A 19007-nucleotide genomic window follows, 5' to 3' on the forward strand; every position below is an offset into this window, starting at 1 on the left:
ACCAAACACTCACTGAAGCCACCGGACCAGAAGCCTATAGTGCTTTCAACAGCCCCGCAGTGGGGTTCACTGAAGAAACAAATTCGAGGATATCAGAATGAAAAAAGTATTAGCTCTGGTCGTTGCCGCTGCTATGGGTCTGTCTTCTGCTGCTTTCGCTGCTGACGCAGTAAGCACCACTCAGGCTCCGGCTGCTGCTCACAGCACCACTGCCAAAACTACCCATCACAAAAAACACCACAAAGCGGCGGCTAAACCGGCTACCGAGCAGAAAGCTCAGGCTGCCAAGAAACACAAAAAAGCCGAAGCCAAACCTGCAGTAGCGCAGAAAGCCCAGGCCGCTAAGAAACACCACAAAGCGGCGACCAAACCTGCGGTAGCCCAGAAAGCGCAGGCGGCTAAAAAGCACCACAAAACCACCAAGCATCAGGCCGCTAAACCCGCTGCACAGCCTGCTGCATAATTCTTCCGGTCAGTCTGTTTCATGCTAAACCGGCGCTATTTCAGCGCCGGTTTTATTTCAGGAGGTCACTATGCTGCGGCGCTATCGTTTTGAGCTCATTCTGATCCTGCTAATTCTGTGCGCACTTTTCGCCCTTCGCTTAATGTTCAAATAGCTACCCTCTTTTTTCTCCTGCTCTGCCGCTACCGGCGGTGCCCTGTCGCCCTGACGATGTAAGCAAAAAACAGCCAACAGGCAACGTATTCTCCTTTATCATCAGTAAAATATAAGCAATATGGGTAAAACTTCCGCAATCGCGTGCGATCTGAAAGAAAAGTGACGTTTGCCTCTTGCCACAACCCCTCCCGATCGCTAATATGCGTCCCCGTTGTCACCACAACATTGCGTTCATAGCTCAGTTGGTTAGAGCACCACCTTGACATGGTGGGGGTCGTTGGTTCGAGTCCAATTGAACGCACCATAATGCGTTTATAGCTCAGTTGGTTAGAGCACCACCTTGACATGGTGGGGGTCGTTGGTTCGAGTCCAATTAAACGCACCATAATGCGTCCGTAGCTCAGTTGGTTAGAGCACCACCTTGACATGGTGGGGGTCGGTGGTTCGAGTCCACTCGGACGCACCATTCTTTCTTGCCCAGACTTTCGTTTGTCCGCAAGTGAATCGTGTGTTTTCGCATTCTCCTCTTTTCTCTCCCTGATAATTTCTTCCCGTTTAGCAGTTCGCATTCCCCCCATCGCTGGGCTATACCTTAGGCATCTTGATCCCTACAGGAGCGATAATAATGAGCAAAAAGATTCTGATGCTGGTTGGCGATTATGCCGAAGATTACGAAACCATGGTGCCGTTTCAGGCATTACAGATGATTGGTCACCAGGTCGATGCGGTTTGCCCAGACAAAGCCAAAGGCGATTACATCATCACCGCCATTCATGACTTCGACGGCGCCCAGACCTACAGCGAAAAACCGGGCCACCGTTTTACCCTCAATGCCGATTTCAGCGCCGTCAACGAGCAGGATTATGATGCCCTGCTGATCCCAGGCGGCAGAGCGCCGGAATATCTGCGCCTCAATGACGAGGTCATCAAGCTGGTGCAGGCCTTTGACCGGGCGCGCAAACCGATCGCCGCCGTTTGTCATGGTCCACAGCTGCTGGCTGCCGCCGGCATCCTGAAAGATCGCACCTGTAGCGCCTACCCGGCCTGTGCGCCGGAAGTCCGCCTCAGCGGTGGGCATTATGCCGATATCGGCATAGACCAGGCCTACGTTGACGACAATCTGGTTACCGCTCCCGCCTGGCCCGCGCATCCGCAATGGCTGGCAAAATTTGCCGAAGTACTGCAGCGCTAAGCGCGGCACGAATCCAGCAATATTCCCGGGCCGCCCGCCTACGGTCGGCCTGCTTTGTATTGCCATGTCCGGCAATCGTCAGGTTGGTATGGTGTGAAGTACTAAGAGAGGTCTGGCTGAAGGGAGCTGATACACTTACAGGGCTTCCCTGCCCTGAGAAGACGCGTTATTCGAAGTAGACTTCTGGATTCTCTGACAACGACACGAAGTTTTTGGTGTTCTTATCCAGCGCGCTAATATCGCCGCTTTCGATATCGTAGACCCATCCGTGCAGACGCAGCCCTTTATCACGCAGCCCAACCGCAACAGACGGGTGAGTTTTGATATTGTTCAGCTGGGCGATCACGTTTTCCCGCACCATCGCATTCACTTTATCGATTTCGCTGTTCCAGGTGCCCTTTTCCACCACCGCTTTCGCGGCATCGGCGTAGCGCAACCAGTGGGACACCGCCGGCATCGGCTCAAGGCACTGACAGGTCGCGACCGCGGTCATCGCACCACAGTTAGAGTGGCCACAAATCACGATATCGGTCACGCCCAGCGCAACAACCGCATACTCAATAGTGGCTGACACGCCACCCGGCTCCGGCCCGAAAGAGGGAACGATGTTACCTGCGTTGCGAATAACAAAGAGCTGTCCTGGCTCCTGCTGAGTAACCAGTTCCGGGACAAGGCGGCTGTCGGAACAGGAGATGAACAGCGCTTTGGGATTCTGGCTGGAGGCCAGGCTACGGAAGAGCTCTTTACGTTGCGGAAAGATCTCTTTCTGGAAGTTGAGGAAGCCCTCAATGATATGTTGCATAGCAGTGTCTCTTTTCTCGGTATGAATTATGGTATGACAAAGATCACAGTTCTTCAGTGTATCACCGACGGGGAGAATAGGAATCGTTATTCAAATGGAATCTTTTTGTAACAATGCCGATCTCTGGATAATACACACTGGCGTCCGGGGCATCACTCCCCCGAACCCGCCATCAGCCAAAGTCATACGCCCAGCAACTCATACTTTTTAATTTTGCGATACAGCGTCGCCACACCAATCCCCAGCTCATCCGCCGCCTGCTTCTTATTGCTGTAGCGCGTCAGGGCGTCACGAATCATCTGCTTTTCCATCGCCTCCAGCGCCGTCACGCCCTCCTCTTCTTTGCTCTCGGCCAGCGCCTCAACCGGGCTGGCAGCCCTTCCTGCGACTTTCGCGCTGTTACTCACATTCGGCGGAAGCAGCGACGTGTCGATGACCTCTCCGGACGGCACCACGTTCACCAGGTACTCCATCAGGTTGCTCAGCTCGCGGATGTTTCCCGGCCAGCGGTAGCTTTTAAACAAGGCGGTCACCTCCGGCGAAATACCGGGGTAGACTAACTCCAGGCGCCGGGTGTGCAGCTGCAGGAAATGGTGCACCAACAGTTCGATATCCTCCTGACGCTCGCGCAGTGGCGGCAGCCGCAGGGGAATAACATTGAGCCGATAGTAGAGATCCTCCCGGAATTTCCCTTCGCCGATAAACTGCTCGAGGTTCTGGTTGGTCGCGGAAATAATGCGGATATCGACCGGCACCGGATGGCTGGCGCCAACCGGCTGGATCTCGCGCGATTCGATGGCTCGCAGCAGCTTGGCCTGCAGCGTCAGCGGCATATCGCCAATCTCATCCAGAAATAGCGTGCCGTGATTCGCGGCCTGAATCAGCCCGGTTTTACCGTTGGCGGAGGCCCCGGTAAAGGCACCTTTAACGTAGCCAAACAGCTCGCTTTCCAGCAGCTGCTCGGGAATAGCGGCACAGTTAATCGCGATAAACGGTTTTGCCTGCCGGTCGCTCAGTTGATGAATAGCGCGGGCTACCACCTCTTTGCCCGTCCCGCTTTCGCCGGCAATCATCACGCTGGAGGGGCCGCGGGCAACGCGGCTAATCAGCTTTTTCAACTGCCGCATCGGGCGGCATTCACCGATCAGTTGCTCGATCTGCGGCTCATCCGGCGCCACACTAAAATCGGCCGTGGCGTGAGATTGATGGAAGGCCATTAAGAACAGCCATTGGTCCTGAATAGCATGCAGCTGGCCGATAATAATTTCTTTTTTATCATCGAAAGAGATGACGTGCTGCATATGGCCACGCACAAAATTATGTTCAAAGGTTAATGGCCGGAAATGAATGGCTTTGCCAATCATATTGCCCTGCGTGACGCCAAGGATCTTTAATGCCGCCTGATTGGCGAATTTAATCCGCTGGTCAAGACTCACCACCAGCACGCCCTGATCCATATTATCGATCATTGTCAGAAATATTTTTTGAATATTATCGCTGTTGCCCTGATCTTCCAGCAGTCGTGAGACAAATATAGATGAGACATGGCGAACATAATCAGAGAACTCGTGGATGTTATCTTTTATACGCTCCTGCTGCTCCCGAGTGAGGGCAATCAGGCTAATAACACCGACGCACTGCCCCTGATAAATCACCGGCGTTCCCAGAAAGGCCTTTTCTTTACACTGCTCTTTATTCTTACAGTCTTTACACAGCGGGTCAAAACGCGAATGGGTGACTACCTTCTCTTTTTTTGTTTCAATAATGTAACGTAATAGTCGCGAATCTTCGTTGAGGATGCGCCCAAGAGATTTTCCGTAAGCACCTGTCCCGGCAACGCGGCACAAGACATTGTCCACAATCTCCACTTCAAGCTGGAGAACGCTGGAGAGCATACGGGCAAACCGTTGAATAACAGGCTGAATGTTCATCAAAACGGATAAGGTGTTAGAGGAAATCATAATAAACCCTTACGCTCACTAACCGATTAATTTATTTTATTCTTTCTCTACCGATACTACTCCTGGGTTGAAACTATTTGATGCAGATAAATCACCCTTTTCCATTTTTGACTGAAAATATGGAATTGATATCACACTTTTATATCAATATGAGAATCCGCAGCTATTTTTTATCAATTTGACGTGAGTCGTCGCCATTTCGCCCACCGTAAATCATCTGCACCAAATACAAACCCCGGCCAGCAGGCAAAATGAAAATGAATCTTATTTGACTCTGACCTAGTATATGACCTGTTTTCGTGATCCTAATCGCATATATACGCCCACCCGCATGACCCTGCGCTTTCTTTAGCAGGAACTGGCACAGTTATTGTTAGTGAATATACAGCGCTGGCCGTCGACCGCTCAGCAATCATTACGCTCGTCATTCACTACCAGGATCGCAAAATGAAAACTGTTAACGAACTGATTAAGGATATCAATAAGCTCAACTCTAACCTTCATGACAAAGACTTCCTGCTGACGTGGGAACAGTCTCCGGACGAACTGCGACAGGTACTGGATGTCGCCGATGCATTAAAAACCCTAAGGGCCGAAAATATTGCCACTCAGGCCTTTACCAGCGGTCTGGGTATTTCCGTGTTTCGCGATAATTCGACCCGCACGCGCTTTTCTTATGCCTCGGCGCTCAACCTGCTAGGCCTGGCGCAGCAGGACCTCGACGAAGGTAAATCGCAGATTGCCCACGGTGAAACCGTGCGCGAAACCGCCAACATGATCTCCTTCTGTGCCGATGTCATCGGCATCCGCGACGACATGTATCTCGGCGCCGGCAACGCCTATATGCGTGAGGTCGGCGATGCGCTGGATGACGGCTTCCAGCAAGGTGTGCTGCCGCAGCGCCCGGCGCTGATCAACCTGCAGTGTGATATCGACCACCCGACCCAGGCGATGGCTGACCTTGCCTGGCTGCGCGAGCATTTTGGCTCGCTGGAAAACCTGAAGGGCAAGAAAATCGCCATGACCTGGGCCTACTCCCCCAGCTACGGCAAACCGCTTTCAGTCCCGCAGGGGATTATCGGCCTGATGACCCGCTTTGGGATGGACGTCACCCTGGCGCATCCTGAAGGATATGACCTGATCCCCGATGTTATCGAAGTCGCCAGAAACAATGCCGAAGCCTCCGGCGGCAGCTTCCGTCAGGTCACCGATATGGCGGAAGCGTTCCGTGACGCCGACATCGTCTATCCCAAATCCTGGGCTCCTTACAAGGTCATGGAGAAACGCACCGAACTGCTGCGCGCCAGCGACCATGAAGGGCTGAAAGCCCTGGAACAAGCCTGTCTGGCACAGAACGCCAACCACAAAGACTGGCACTGTACCGAAGAGATGATGACGCTCACCCGCGGTGGCGACGCATTGTATATGCACTGCCTGCCTGCCGATATCACCGGCGTCTCCTGTGAAGAAGGGGAAGTGACCGAGGCCGTTTTCGAAAAATACCGTATCGCCACCTACAAAGAAGCCAGCTGGAAGCCTTACATCATCGCCGCCATGATTCTGTGCCGCAAATACGCCAGACCCGGCCAGCTGCTCCAGCAACTGCTCACCGAAGCACAAAAACGCGTCAAGTAACCGACCAGGCTGGCCCGCGGGCCAGCATAACCGCCTCCGCAATGCAGGATAAGGACAGTGTATGTCTGCTTTCTCTCTGAAAATGGATATTGCCGATAACCGCTTTTTCACCGGCGAAACATCGCCGTTGTTTTCGCGCCAGCAGGCGCAACAGGCACGTCATTTTCATCAAAAAATCGCCGGTTACCAACCGACGCCGCTGTATTCGCTGAAATCGCTGGCGACCCTGTTCGGCGTAAAAACGATTCTGGTCAAAGATGAATCACAGCGCTTTGGTCTTAACGCCTTCAAAATGCTGGGCGGCGCCTACGCCATCGCGCAGCTGCTCTGTGAAAAATACCATCTCGATATTGCCGATTTCTCTTTTGAAACCTTCCGCTCCGGCATGAAAGACAAGATGACCTTCGCCACCACCACCGACGGTAACCACGGTCGCGGGGTCGCGTGGGCGGCGCAGCAACTGGGGCAGAATGCGGTGATTTATATGCCGAAAGGGTCTGCTCAGGAGCGGGTTGACGCCATCCTGCGCCTTGGCGCCGAGTGCATCGTTACCGAAATGAACTATGACGATACCGTCCGCTTCACTATGCAGACCGCGCAGAAAAACGGCTGGGAAGTGGTGCAGGACACTGCCTGGGAAGGCTACAGCAAAATCCCGACCTGGATTATGCAGGGTTACGCCACCCTCGCCGATGAAGCAGTCGAGCAAATGTCGGCGATGGGAATAGCCCGCCCGACTCACGTATTCCTGCAGGCCGGGGTCGGCGCGATGGCCGGCGGGGTACTGGGATATCTGGTGGATACTTTTGGCGCCCGCCAGCTTCATTCGGTGATCGTCGAGCCAGAACGGGCGGACTGCCTGTATCGCTCTGGGGTCAAAGGCCACATCGTTAACGTTGGCGGCAGCATGGCGACGATTATGGCCGGCCTCGCCTGCGGTGAGCCCAACCCGCTGGGCTGGGAGGTGCTACGAAACTGCGCCACCCAGTTTATCTCCTGTCAGGACGCGGTCGCCGCCCTTGGGATGCGCGTCCTCGGCAACCCCACCGGCGATGACCCACGGGTAATTTCTGGCGAGTCCGGCGCCGTCGGTCTGGGCATTCTCTCCGCCATTCATTTCCATCCGCAGCGCGATGCGCTGATGAACAAACTGGGCCTCGACCGCGACTCGGTGGTGTTAACCATCAGCACCGAAGGCGACACCGACGTGACGCACTACCGCGAGATCGTCTGGGAAGGTAAATATCCGGCGGCGCCCGCCCCTCTCTGAACCCTATGACTTCATCCCGCGATGCGGGAAACACGAACTGGAGACCTGATTCATGGCTAAGCAAATTCCCTTTAAACTGATTGTTGAAAAAGCGAACCACTACCAGCAGGACATGACGCGTTTTCTGCGCGATATGGTGGCGATCCCCAGCGAAAGCTGCGACGAGAAGCGCGTTGTCCACCGCATTAAAGAAGAGATGGAGAAGGTCGGCTTCGACAAAGTCACCATCGACCCGATGGGCAACGTGCTCGGCTACATCGGCCACGGCCCGCGACTGGTGGCGATGGATGCGCACATCGATACCGTCGGCATCGGCAACATCAACAACTGGAACTTCGATCCCTATGAGGGCATGGAAACCGATGAGCTGATCGGCGGTCGCGGGACCTCTGACCAGGAAGGCGGAATGGCCTCGATGGTCTATGCCGGCAAAATCATCAAAGACCTTGGTCTGGAAGACGACTATACCCTGCTGGTTACCGGCACCGTTCAGGAAGAGGACTGCGACGGTCTGTGCTGGCAGTACATCATCGAGCAGAGCGGTATTCGCCCGGAGTTTGTCGTCAGCACCGAACCGACGGACTGCCAAATCTATCGCGGCCAGCGCGGGCGCATGGAGATTCGCGTCGATGTCCAGGGCATCAGCTGCCATGGTTCCGCGCCGGAGCGCGGCGATAACGCCATTTTCAAAATGGGGCCGATTCTCAACGAACTGCAGGAGTTGTCTCAGCGTCTCGGTGATGATGAGTTTCTCGGCAAAGGCACCCTGACGGTGTCTGAAATCTTCTTCACCTCCCCCAGCCGCTGCGCCGTCGCCGACAGCTGCGCGGTCTCCATTGACCGCCGCCTCACCTGGGGTGAAACCTGGGAAGGGGCGCTGGATGAGATTCGCGCCCTGCCTGCGGTGCAACAGGCCGGAGCGGAGGTGTCGATGTACCACTACGAGCGCCCGTCATGGACCGGTCTGGTCTACCCGACCGAATGCTACTTCCCGACCTGGAAAGTGGAAGAGAACCACTTCACCGTCCGCGCCCTGAGCAACGCCTACGAGGGGCTGTTTGGCAAAGCACCGGTGGTCGACAAATGGACCTTCTCCACCAACGGCGTCTCAATCATGGGCCGCCACGGCATTCCGGTGATCGGTTTCGGGCCGGGTAAAGAGCCGGAAGCCCACGCGCCGAATGAAAAAACCTGGAAATCGCACCTCGTGACCTGCGCTGCAATGTATGCCGCCATCCCGCTGAGCTGGCTGGCAACTGAATAATCTTGTCTGCATCTCCTCCCGTCGCCTGGCGACGGGGGTCTGGAGGCTTTATGCGCGTACTGATTAAAAACGGCACCATCGTTAACGCCGACGGTCAGACACAGCAGGATTTGCTTATCGAAAACGGTCGGGTCAGCCGCATCGCCCACCAGATAACCCCTGACCAGCCCTGCGATACCATCGATGCCGAAGGGTGCTACGTGATGCCCGGCGGCATCGACGTTCACACTCACTTTAATATTGATACCGGACTCGCCCGCAGCTGTGATGATTTTTTTACCGGCACCCGCGCCGCCGCGTGTGGCGGTACAACAACCATCATCGACCATATGGGCTTCGGCCCGGCCGGTTGTCGGCTACATCACCAGTTGGAGGCCTATCACGGTTACGCCGCCTACAAAGCGGTGATCGACTACAGCTTTCATGGCGTTATCCAGCATATTAACCACGCCATCCTCGATGAAATTCCGATGATGGTCGAGGCGGGGATCAGCAGCTTTAAGATCTACCTGACCTACCAGTACAAACTCAATGATGATGAAGTCCTGCAGGCGCTGCGCCATCTGCATCGCGCCGGTGCCTTAACGACCGTGCACCCGGAAAATGATGCCGCCATCGCCCAAAAACGCGCCGAGTTTCTCGCCGCCGGGAAAACCGCGCCGCGCTATCACGCGTTAAGTCGACCGCTGGAGTGCGAAGCCGAAGCCATTGCCCGGATGATCAATCTGGCGCAGCTGGCGGGTGATGCGCCGCTGTACATCGTCCATCTCTCCAATGGCCTGGGGCTGGATTATTTACGCCTGGCCCAGGCCCGCCGCCAGCCGGTTTGGGTCGAAACCTGCCCGCAATACCTGCTGCTCGACGACCGTTGCTACGAGCGGGAAGACGCCCTGCAGTATCTTCTGAGCCCGCCGCTGCGCAACGCCAGCCACAATGATGCCCTGTGGTGCGGCATCAGCGATGGCGCCATTGACGTGGTCGCCACCGACCACTGCGCCTTCTCGATGGCCCAGCGCCAGCAGCTTTCCGGCGGCGATTTCAGCCGCTGTCCGAACGGCCTGCCGGGAGTGGAAAACCGCCTGCTGCTGCTGTTCTCACACGGGGTGATGACCGGGCGTATCACGCCGGAGCGCTTCGTGGCGCTGACCAGCGCGACCCCCGCCAGGCTGTTTGGCCTGTGGCCGCAAAAAGGCCAGCTTGCGCCCGGCGCCGATGGCGATGTGGTGATCATCGACCCACGGCGGACCACCACCATTCACCACGAGATGCTCCACGACAACGCCGACTACTCGCCCTGGGAGGGGTTTATCTGCCAGGGCGCGATCCGCCAGACCCTGTCTCGCGGCAGAGTGATCTTTGATAACGGCCATTTTACCGGCACCGCAGGCCAGGGCCGTTTTTTGCGTCGCAGTCCCTTCTCCACCGCTCAGGCCCCCGTCAACGGGCACGCATCGTAAAGTGAGGAATCCATGAGTAAGAAAATTGTTCTCGCCCTCGGCGGCAATGCCTTAGGCGACGATCTGGCCGGGCAAATGCAGGCCGTCAGGCAAACCGCACAGGCCATCGTTGACCTGATTGCCCAGGGGCATCAGGTGGTTGTCACCCACGGCAACGGCCCCCAGGTCGGGATGATCAATCTCGCCTTCGAAGCCGCGGCGAAAACCGAAGCCCACACCCCGATGCTGCCGATGTCGGTCTGCGTTGCCCTGAGCCAGGGGTACATTGGTTACGATTTACAAAATGCCCTGCGCGAAGCGCTGCTCTGCCGCGGCCTGTCGGTACCGGTCGCCACCCTGATTACCCAGGTCGAAGTCAGCGCTGACGATCCTGCTTTTCAGCATCCGACCAAACCCATCGGCTCCTTCTTCAGCAAAGAGGAAGCAGACCGCCTGAGTGAACAGGGGTATACCCTGAAAGAGGATGCCGGACGCGGCTACCGGCGGGTTGTGGCATCGCCCCAGCCGGTGGATATCGTCGAGAAGGAGACGGTGAAAACGCTGATGGAGGCCGGCCACGTGGTGATTACCGTCGGCGGCGGCGGCATCCCGGTGATTCGCGAAGGCCAGCATCTGCGTGGTGCCAGCGCGGTCATTGATAAAGACTGGGCCAGCGCCCGGCTGGCGGCGATGATTGACGCCGACATGCTGATTATCCTTACCGCAGTGGAGAAAGTGGCGATCAATTTTGGCAAACCGGAGCAACAGTGGCTGGATACCCTCTCGCTCAGCGATGCCGAACGCTTTATTCAGGAGGGCCAGTTCGCTAAAGGCTCGATGCTGCCGAAGGTGGAGGCCGCCGTGTCCTTTGCCCGCTCCCGCCCGGGGCGCAAAGCCTTAATTACGGTGCTGAGCAAAGCCCAGGAGGGCATCGAAGGGAAAACCGGCACGGTGATCATGAGTTAACGCTGTCCGCCTGATAGCAACAGACCCGGCACATCGCCGGGCCTGTTGCTATGCCACGTACTCACAGGTATCAGGCTACCGTCAGTACCACCTCTTTTGCTTTCACTCCCCGGTGCATCAGCGTCATCAGCGCTTCCAGCACCCCGCCGCCGATTGCCCTGGCTTTGTCCGATACGCTGGTATAGTCAGCTTCGGCGCCGCGCGGGTCGATATCGCCGATTTTAAAACCGCTGTTGACCACCAGCCCGTCGTTCAGTAGCCCGCGCACCATACCGCCCAGCGGTGCCGGAATATCGTGATTACCAACGGTCGCGATGATCTCGCCCTCTTTGACGATATCCCCCAACTGTACTCTGCCATTCATAACCCCCGCCGCCGGGGCGCGGATCACCCGCCGGGAGGTGTGGCCCTGGATATTGCCCGGGATCCCGGTATTTTCCTGGGCGCAGCCCTGATAAATCACCTGCCCCAGCCAGTGCCCACGGTTGGTTTCTACCACCGCGTGACAGGCTTTGCCGACGCAAAATCCGGGGCCAAGGGCAATGACCACCGGAGCCATCCCGCTGTGGGTGCCGGTGTTCTCTTTTGCCAGAATCGCATCGACCACGCTGGCGGGTTTGAGCTCGGCCAGTGAATCACAGAGAGGGTCAACCAGCAGCGGGATCGCGCCACTTTCAACGATGCTCAGCGCCTCTGATACCGATGAGACGCGCCGCGCCATCACCCCTTCAACGGTCATCTCGCCCTCAAATATCGCCTGGGCAAAGGCCACGCTGCGGCGGATCACCGTCGGTTTTTCCACCTCCAGCATCACCACCTTAAACCCGGCATGCCACAGGCGCAGCGCGACGCCGGTGGCGATATCGCCAGCGCCGCGGATCACCACCAGCGAATGTCGTGAAGGATGCGCAGCCGCCATCATCAGCCCTCCCGGGGCATGATTTTTGACCTGCAGGATCTCGGCCAGGACGCTGATAGCAATCTCATTGGGCGTCTCGGCGCCAATGTTATAGCCCACCGGCGCATGCAGGCGCGCGATCTGTGATTCCGCCACGCCGTTTTCCCGCAGCTGGCGTAAGAAAACCTGCACCTTGCGGCGGCTGGCCAGCAGACCAAGCCAGGCCAGCGGCTGCGTAATCAGGCGGTCCAGCGCTTCACGGTCTTTATTGTTGGTGGCAATAAGCACGAAATTGTCCGGGCGGATCGCCAGTTTCTCGACGGCGGCGCTGAACGATTCGGCATGTATCAGTTGTGTGGCAGGAGGGAAGTATTCCGGGTTAAGGCTCTCCCGGTAGATATCTGTGACGACGATATCAAACCCCAACAGCGCGGCGCTCTGCGCCACGGCGCGGTTGACGTGTCCGGCGCCGATCAGCACCAGCCGCGGGCGCAGACCGTGGACGCTAATATAGACCGACATAGCGCCCCCGCAGTCAGAGCCGACGGCATCGTTACCGCTGCGCGTCATCCGGCCATGAAACATGCGCGAGGCTTTTTCCCGCAGCGCCGCCAGCGCCTCATCGATCACCTTTCGCTCGACCATGCCGCCGCCGATCGTCCCCACGATAGTACCGTCCTCGCAGACCAGCATCTGGGCCGAGTGCCGTGGCGTCGAGCCCCGGCTGTCGACGATCTGGGCCAGGGCGAACGGCCGGTTTTGTGCTTCGAATTTTGCAGCTTCAGAGAAAATATTCATAACGACCTCAATGGCTATCCCTTTCATCCCGGCACGGGTCTCACTCGTCTGCGCCTGATTGCCGGTCGCTCCTGTACGGCGCCGGCCCAGATGGCATCCACATCGCCCTGCTGAAGCAGGTCGTCGACGGGCAAATTCTCATTTTGAGAAAGCTGATTCAGCAGCCAGATCCGGCGAGCCTGTCGCGGCGCGCCTTTAAAAGCCCCCTGGGGATGTTGAATCAGACGATGCAACATCGGCCAGTCCAGCCTCGCGCCTGCTTCAGCCCCGGTGATACGGGAAAAAAGAGGCCAGCGATGAACGCTGTCTGGCCCGATGCACTGCCCGAGCAACCCGGCGCCCGTCACGGCAATGACGCAGCGACAGGATAACGGGATGCAAGGTTCGTGCTGATCTGGCGCTTTGAGTGCAAAACCGTGAGCGCCGTCAGCTTCGACCAGCACCACGTCGACCTTTGCCTGGGCCAACAGCGCATCCAGTTGTGCTGGGGTAAAGCCTTTCACTTTTCCCGCCTGCGGCAGCCAGCGGGAGAAACAGGCCTGCAGCGGACGTTGCCACACCGCATCCGGCAGCTTTCCCGGATCGCGACAGAACATCACCGGCATCCGCTGCGGCAGATACATCTGGGTGGTGGTGGTTAGCAGCACCCGCCGTCCGGCCCGACAAAACAGTTCAGCCAGCCACAATAACGTGCTGGTTTTACCTCCGGCGCCCACCGCAGCAATAAGCAACGGACGGGCAAACGCATCTGAATCACAAAACAGATCGGCAACGTGCGGTATATTTTCCATTCTTCAGCTGCAACTCCATTATATAAAGAGGCCTATGAAGCACATCGACTGTATTATTACTGCCGCAGGATTATCCACCCGGATGGGGCAATGGAAATTGATGTTACCCTGGCAGAATGGAACGATTCTTGATGCAAGTATTAAAAACGCCCTGCAGTTCTGTTCGCGTATTATTCTGGTCTCCGGTTTTCAGGCCGAACAGCTCGCGGCACGCTACGCCGACGACCCGCGAATAACGCTGGTGTATAATGCCGATTATGCGCAGGGATTGTTCTCATCGGTGCGCTGCGGAGCCCTTGCCGTGAACAGCGAATACTGTTTTATCACCCATGGCGATCTGCCTTGTCTCACCCCGCGGGTATTTCGCACCCTCTGGCCTTTACGCTATCAGGGCGCAATCCTGCCGGTTTATCAGGGTACGCCGGGCCATCCAATTCTTATTGCACGAGAGATATTGCTACAGCGCCTGGCCTGCGCCACCGGGACTTCCGTTCGCCAGGCGTTACTGGGCGGCCCGCATCGCCAGCTGGCCCTCGATTATCCCGAGATTATCTTTGATGTTGATACCCCTGCCGACTTTACTCGCCTGCATCAATATACCGCGACGTCGCAATGACCCACAGTCGCCCATGTTCACTGCGGTAAAATTATCATTGTGATAGCCTCACGATAATTTTGAGAAATAAATAAAACCCCGCTCGGCGAGTGATTTTAATTCGCATTTCCGTCATGTGATGCATTTCATAAACCACGATTAATATCCGATCCCTCTCACAATTTCATACCATGCCCTGTTCATTATTTAATAACTGGTGTGATTGTTGCTCCTGCTCTCTTAATTCATCAGCGCGTTTGCCCTGCGGGCCATGCGCATTCACCGATTCATCTAAGGAGAGGGTTATGGGAGATATTATGCGTCCGGTTCCATTTGAGGAATTATTGACGCGCATCTTTGATGAATACCACCAGCATCGTTCCATATTTGGTATTCCCGAACAGCAGTTTTACTCACCGGCCCGCCAGCAGCGGATCACCGTGTTCGGCGAACCGTGCGCGACTCCGGTCGGGCCTGCCGCCGGGCCGCATACCCAACTGGCGCAAAATATTATTACCTCCTGGCTCACCGGCGGGCGGTTTATCGAACTGAAAACCGTGCAGATCCTTGACCGGCTGGAGCTGGAAAAGCCCTGTATCGACGCCGAAGATGAATGTTTCAACACCGAATGGTCGACCGAATTTACCCTGCAGAAGGCCAGCGACGAGTATCTGAAAGCCTGGTTTATCCTGCATCTGCTGGAAGAGATCCTGCCCCTGACGCCGATGGAGGCAGGGAAATCGTTTATTTTCAATATGAGCGTCGGCTACAACCTCGACGGCATCAAGCAGCCGCCGATGCAGCAGTTTATCCACACCATGCTCAACGCCACCAGCCAGCCGGAGTTTGCCCGCTATCGCGAAATCCTCGACCGCTGGCTGCATGACGACGCGTTCCTGGTTCGCCACCGGCTCGACGATATCCGCCCACGACTGGCGACGCTGGCGCAGCGCATCCCCGCCACCCTGGTGCAGGGCGTCACGCTCTCGACCATGCACGGCTGCCCGCCCGACGAGATTGAAGCCATCTGCCGCTATATGCTGGAAGAGAAAAACCTCAACACCTTCGTCAAGCTCAACCCGACGCTGCTGGGCTATTCGCGGGTGCGTGAAATACTCGATACCTGCGGCTTTGGCTATATTGGCCTCAACGAAGCGTCGTTCGAGCACGATCTGAAAATCGACCGGGCGCTGGAGATGCTGGCGCGCCTGATGCAGCTGGCAAAAGCGCGCGACCTCGGCTTCGGCGTAAAACTGACCAATACCCTCGGGACCGTCAACAACAAAGGCGCGCTGCCCGGAGACGAAATGTACATGTCCGGACGAGCGCTGTTCCCGCTCTCCATTAACGTCGCCGCCCTGCTCTCCCGGGCGTTCGACGGCAAACTGCCCATCTCCTACTCCGGTGGTGCCAGCCAGCTGAACATTCGCGAGATCTTCGAAACCGGGATCCACCCGATTACCATGGCGACGGATCTGCTCAAACCCGGCGGCTATTTGCGGCTTAGCGAATGCATGCGCGAACTGGAGCAGTCCGACGGCTGGCACATGAAACAGGTCGATGTGCAACGGCTGAACGCCCTGGCGGAAAAAGCCGTCACCATGGACTACACCCAGAAACAGTGGAAACCCGATGAGCGCATTGATGTCGGGGAAGCGCTGCCGCTGACTGACTGTTACGTTGCCCCCTGCGTGACCGCCTGCGCCATCAAACAGGATATCCCGGAATATATCCGCCTGATGGGGGAACGTCGCTATGCCGAGGCGCTGGATCTGATTTATCAGCGTAACGCGCTGCCGGCGATTACCGGCCATATCTGCGACCACCAGTGCCAGAACAATTGCACCCGCCTGGATTACGACAGCGCGCTTAACATTCGCGAGCTGAAAAAAGTTGCCCTGGAAAAAGGTTGGGACGACTACCAACGCCGCTGGCATAAACCGGCGGGTTCCGGCAGCCGCCATCCGGTGGCCGTCATTGGTGCCGGACCGGCGGGGCTGGCTGCTGGCTATTTCCTCGCCCGTGCCGGCCATCCGGTTACGCTGTTTGAGCGTGAGGCCAACGCCGGCGGCGTGGTGCGCAATATCATCCCGCAGTTTCGTATACCAGCCGAACTCATTGAGCAGGACATCGATTTTGTCGTCCGTCACGGCGTCGATATTGTCTACGGCTGCGACCCGCATCTGAGCGTTGAACAGCTGCAGCAAAAAGGGTTCCAGTACGTGCTGGTCGCCACCGGGACCGATAAAAACAGCGGCGTGACGCTGCGCGGCGATAACCCCAACGTACGCAAATCGCTGCAGTTTCTACGGGAATATAACCGCGGCGATAACCTGAAGCTGGGGAAACATGTCGCCATTATTGGCGCGGGGAATACGGCGATGGATTGCGCCCGCGCGGCCCTGCGCGTGCCTGGCGTCGAGCAGGCGACGATCGTCTACCGCCGTTCACAACAGGAGATGCCGGCCTGGCGCGAAGAGTTTGAAGAAGCCCAGCACGATGGCGTGGCGTTCCGTTTCCTCAACAACCCGGAGCGATACGACGCCGACGGGACGCTGACGCTGCGCGTGATGACCCTTGGCGAGCCGGACGAAAAAGGACGTCGCCGCCCCGTAGATACCCCTGAAACCTGCACGTTGCAGGTGGACACGCTGATCACCGCCATCGGCGAGCAGCAGGACAGCGACGCGCTGGCGGCGATGGGCATTCCGCTCGATGAGCACGGCTGGCCGGAAGTGGCCGCCGACGGCGAAACCCGCCAGCCCAACGTCTTCCTGATCGGCGACGTGCAGCGCGGCCCCTCGTCCATCGTCTCGGCCATCGGCAATGCCCGGCGGGCCACGGACACCATTCTGGCGCGCGAAAATATCCTCAGTCACCATGCTAATAAGCACTGGAATAACGTCGACCCGGCGGAGATCTATCGCCGCAAGGGCGCCATTGCGGTTGCCGAGGTCAGCCCGGACGACCGCGAGGCGTTCGTTACGCAAGAAGCGGCCCGCTGCCTGGAGTGTAACTACGTCTGCAGTAAATGCGTGGATGTCTGTCCTAACCGCGCCAACGTCTCCATCGCGGTACCGGGCTTTAAGAACCGTTATCAGACCCTGCACCTTGACGCTTTCTGCAATGAATGCGGCAACTGCGCGCAGTTCTGTCCGTGGCAGGGTAAACCCTATAAAGACAAAATCACCGTCTTTAGCCTCGCCGAGGATTTCACTCACAGCAGCAACCCCGGTTTTCTGATTGATGCACGCCAGGTGCACATCCGCCAGAACCAGCAAACCTGGCTGCTGACTATCGATGACAGCAGCCAGTTTGATGAGGTTCCCTCACCGCTGTCCGACATGTGCCGCATCATCAGCCATGTTCATCGCCACCACCGTTACCTGCTAGGAGCCGTCGAAGTATGAACATTCTGATACTGAAAAACGCCACCGTCGCGCAACTGCACCCGGCGAGCGTACAAGACAATGTCGATATTGTTATCGACAACGATACCATCCTCGAGGTAGGCCCTGACCTGAGCCAGCGCTATCCGCAGGCCACCGTCAAAGCGATGCAGGGTCGGCTGGTGATGCCGGGCAACGTCTGCTCACACAACCATTTTTATTCCGGGTTATCGCGCGGTATTCAGGCCACTATCCCACCGTGCCCGGATTTTATCTCAACGCTCAAAAACCTGTGGTGGCGACTGGACCGCACGCTGGATGAAGAGTCGCTGTACTACAGCGGCGTCATCTGCGCGCTGGAGGCGATCCGCAGCGGCTGCACCGCGGTTATCGACCATCATGCTTCGCCTGGCTATATTGCCGGGTCGCTAAGCCAGCTGCGGCGCGCTTTTTTGCAGGTGGGGCTGCGGGGGATGACCTGCTTTGAGACCACCGATCGTAACGGCGGCGCCAAAGAGCTGCAGGCCGGCGTAGAGGAAAATATCCGCTTTGCGCGGGAAATCGACAGCGCACGGGAACAGGGCAGCACGCCCTATCTGGTCGAAGCGCATATCGGCGCTCACGCGCCGTTCACGGTGCCGGATGAGGGCCTGGTAATGCTGGCCGAAGCCCTGAAAGCCACCGGGCGCGGGCTTCATATTCACGCGGCGGAAGATCGCTATGATGTCTCCCATAGTCACCATCATTACGCCAAAGACCTGCTGGTGCGGCTGGCTGAGTTCGACCTGCTCGACCACAAAACCCTGGTTGCCCATGGGCTCTATTTATCCGATCGCGACATTGAATTGCTGAATGCCCGGGACGGTTTTCTGGTGCATAACGCCCGCTCCAACATGAACAATCACGTCGGCTATAACCAACGGCTGGCGGCGTTCCGTAACCTGGCGCTCGGCACCGACGGCATCGGCTCGGATATGTTCGAGGAGCTCAAGTTTGCCTTCTTCAAACACCGCGACGCCGGCGGACCGCTGTGGCCGGACAGCTTTGCCCGCGCGTTGAGTAACGGCAATGAACTGCTCAGCCGCAACTTTAACGCCCGGTTTGGCCGGATTGCCGCGGGGTACAAAGCCGATTTAACCTTCTACGATTACCTCTCCCCGACGCCGTTTGTGGCGGAGAATATTGCCGGCCACCTCGCCTTCGGGATGGGAAGCAGCCACGTGCATAGCGTGATGGTCAACGGGGTGATGGTGTACGAAGACCGGCAGTTTACCTTTTACTGTGAGCCGATTTTTGCCGAAGCCCGCAAAGCGGCGGCGAAAATGTGGCAGCGGATGGACGCCCTGGCCTGAGGCGGCTCCGGTTTTCCAACAACCGTAGTGAATATCATG

At 57.3% G+C, this 19007-nt stretch carries 14 protein-coding genes and 3 tRNA genes; 13 read left to right on the plus strand and 4 right to left on the minus strand.

The genetic code is table 11. The features are described 5' to 3' along the window. Nucleotides 1–97 precede the first annotated feature (97 nt). The 5 genes from asr to EDF82_RS05765 all read left to right on the plus strand — a co-directional run bounded on the left by asr (nucleotide 98) and on the right by EDF82_RS05765 (nucleotide 1811). Complete coding sequence (gene asr, locus EDF82_RS05745) at nucleotides 98–463, plus strand: acid resistance repetitive basic protein Asr (RefSeq protein WP_123754610.1); 366 nt, start codon at nucleotides 98–100, stop codon at nucleotides 461–463. A 383-nt stretch (nucleotides 464–846) separates the two neighbouring features. Next, a tRNA-Val gene (locus EDF82_RS05750) sits at nucleotides 847–923 on the plus strand. Between the two features lie 4 nt (nucleotides 924–927). Continuing rightward, nucleotides 928–1004, plus strand: a tRNA-Val gene (locus EDF82_RS05755). 4 nt (nucleotides 1005–1008) lie between these two features. Beyond that, nucleotides 1009–1085: transfer RNA gene (locus EDF82_RS05760), tRNA-Val, on the plus strand. 159 nt (nucleotides 1086–1244) lie between these two features. Beyond that, nucleotides 1245–1811, plus strand: a complete 567-nt coding sequence (locus tag EDF82_RS05765) for a DJ-1/PfpI family protein (RefSeq protein WP_123754611.1) — start codon at nucleotides 1245–1247, stop codon at nucleotides 1809–1811. Nucleotides 1812–1977: 166 nt separating this feature from the next. Here EDF82_RS05765 and EDF82_RS05770 read toward each other — a convergent pair whose 3' ends face one another. Then, the gene (locus EDF82_RS05770) at nucleotides 1978–2613 is read right to left on the minus strand and encodes a carbonic anhydrase (protein ID WP_123754612.1); all 636 of its coding nucleotides are present in this window, start codon (nucleotides 2611–2613) and stop codon (nucleotides 1978–1980) included. Nucleotides 2614–2795: 182 nt separating this feature from the next. Further along, nucleotides 2796–4574: a sigma-54-dependent Fis family transcriptional regulator gene (locus EDF82_RS05775; protein WP_123754613.1), complete on the minus strand. Its 1779-nt coding sequence runs from the start codon at nucleotides 4572–4574 to the stop codon at nucleotides 2796–2798. 447 nt (nucleotides 4575–5021) lie between these two features. On the opposite strand from EDF82_RS05775, the gene ygeW reads away from it, so the two are divergent. From ygeW to arcC, 5 genes are all read left to right on the plus strand, one after another. Continuing rightward, on the plus strand, nucleotides 5022–6209 hold the full coding sequence (ygeW, locus tag EDF82_RS05780; RefSeq protein ID WP_123754614.1) for a knotted carbamoyltransferase YgeW: 1188 nt from the start codon (nucleotides 5022–5024) through the stop codon (nucleotides 6207–6209). A 61-nt stretch (nucleotides 6210–6270) separates the two neighbouring features. After that, complete coding sequence (gene dpaL, locus EDF82_RS05785; protein WP_123754615.1) at nucleotides 6271–7479, plus strand: diaminopropionate ammonia-lyase; 1209 nt, start codon at nucleotides 6271–6273, stop codon at nucleotides 7477–7479. A gap of 52 nt (nucleotides 7480–7531) precedes the next feature. Next, nucleotides 7532–8743 carry a YgeY family selenium metabolism-linked hydrolase gene (locus tag EDF82_RS05790; protein WP_123754616.1) on the plus strand — a complete coding sequence of 404 codons (1212 nt, stop codon included), beginning with the start codon at nucleotides 7532–7534 and terminating at the stop codon, nucleotides 8741–8743. A 50-nt stretch (nucleotides 8744–8793) separates the two neighbouring features. Beyond that, nucleotides 8794–10200 carry a dihydropyrimidinase gene (gene hydA / locus EDF82_RS05795; RefSeq protein WP_123754617.1) on the plus strand — a complete coding sequence of 469 codons (1407 nt, stop codon included), beginning with the start codon at nucleotides 8794–8796 and terminating at the stop codon, nucleotides 10198–10200. A gap of 12 nt (nucleotides 10201–10212) precedes the next feature. Then, entirely contained in the window at nucleotides 10213–11145 is a 933-nt protein-coding gene (arcC, locus tag EDF82_RS05800) for a carbamate kinase (RefSeq protein ID WP_123754618.1), read from the plus strand. Nucleotides 11146–11215: 70 nt separating this feature from the next. Here the strand turns inward: arcC and yqeB are convergent, their stop codons facing one another. Next, nucleotides 11216–12841, minus strand: coding sequence for a selenium-dependent molybdenum cofactor biosynthesis protein YqeB (yqeB, locus tag EDF82_RS05805; RefSeq protein ID WP_123755492.1), 1626 nt, complete (start codon nucleotides 12839–12841; stop codon nucleotides 11216–11218). A 23-nt stretch (nucleotides 12842–12864) separates the two neighbouring features. Then, nucleotides 12865–13632 (minus strand): selenium cofactor biosynthesis protein YqeC, encoded by a 768-nt coding sequence (yqeC, locus tag EDF82_RS05810; protein WP_123754619.1) that lies wholly within the window; start codon nucleotides 13630–13632, stop codon nucleotides 12865–12867. Nucleotides 13633–13666: 34 nt separating this feature from the next. Between yqeC and EDF82_RS05815 the strand changes: the two genes are divergently transcribed. From EDF82_RS05815 to ssnA, 3 genes are all read left to right on the plus strand, one after another. Then, on the plus strand, nucleotides 13667–14248 hold the full coding sequence (locus EDF82_RS05815; RefSeq protein WP_123754620.1) for an NTP transferase domain-containing protein: 582 nt from the start codon (nucleotides 13667–13669) through the stop codon (nucleotides 14246–14248). Nucleotides 14249–14532: 284 nt separating this feature from the next. Beyond that, a complete protein-coding gene (gene ygfK / locus EDF82_RS05820; RefSeq protein WP_123754621.1) occupies nucleotides 14533–17637 on the plus strand; it encodes a putative selenate reductase subunit YgfK in 3105 nt (1034 codons plus the stop codon). Next, entirely contained in the window at nucleotides 17634–18968 is a 1335-nt protein-coding gene (gene ssnA, locus EDF82_RS05825) for a putative aminohydrolase SsnA (protein ID WP_123754622.1), read from the plus strand. The genes ygfK and ssnA overlap by 4 nt, the downstream gene beginning before the upstream one ends. Nucleotides 18969–19007 lie beyond the last annotated feature (39 nt).

The sequence above is a fragment of the Klebsiella sp. BIGb0399 genome, from assembly GCF_003752615.1.
Classification (GTDB): Bacteria; Pseudomonadota; Gammaproteobacteria; order Enterobacterales; family Enterobacteriaceae; genus Klebsiella; species Klebsiella lignicola.